Annotated in this window: 1 protein-coding gene; it reads right to left on the minus strand. The window is 71.1% G+C overall.

Features of this window, described 5'->3' with window-relative positions; genetic code table 11:
* Window positions 1-564: TetR/AcrR family transcriptional regulator (locus A5706_RS19675; protein WP_068134020.1), on the minus strand; the 564-nt coding region annotated here is incomplete at both ends.

Consider the following 564-nt stretch of genomic DNA (forward strand, 5'->3'; position numbering starts at 1 on the left):
CTGTGGGCCGCCGCCCAGCAGCGTGCCCCTGATCAGGCGCTTGGCCGAGTCCAGCGCAGCGTGGTACTCCTCCGGCGGAACGGTCGCCGCCAGCTCGGTCAACCCGTAGATCAGCGAATAGACGGCTTCCACCGAGCCCGGCTTGTCGGTGCCCCCGACGATGCCCTCGATGATCTCGCGGAAGGCCTGGAATCCGGCGCCGCCCTCCCGAGGGTCGACGGCACCTTCGGCACGGAGCGCCCACTCGAAGGCGGCGAGGTCGGGGTATTCGCGCATCAACCGGCCCGATTCGTCGAGCACCGCTTCGATCCGGTCCGTGACGTCGCCGGGACCCTGGGCGGCCTCGCGCAGGCGCGGCAACGCGACGTCGGTCCTGGCCGCGACGGCGGCCTTGATCAGCTCCGACTTGTTGGGGAAGTAGTTGTACAGGCTGGCGCTGGTCACCTCCGCGGTGCGGGCGATCTCGCGAATGCTTGCGCGGGAGTACCCGACCTCCGCCACGCAGCGCATCGCCGCGTCGATTATTCGGGCGCGGGTCCGCTCGCCGCTGGCGCCCACCGGGCG

Origin of the sequence: Mycobacterium sp. E796 (assembly GCF_001672815.1) — a bacterium.
Taxonomy (GTDB): Bacteria; Actinomycetota; Actinomycetes; order Mycobacteriales; family Mycobacteriaceae; genus Mycobacterium.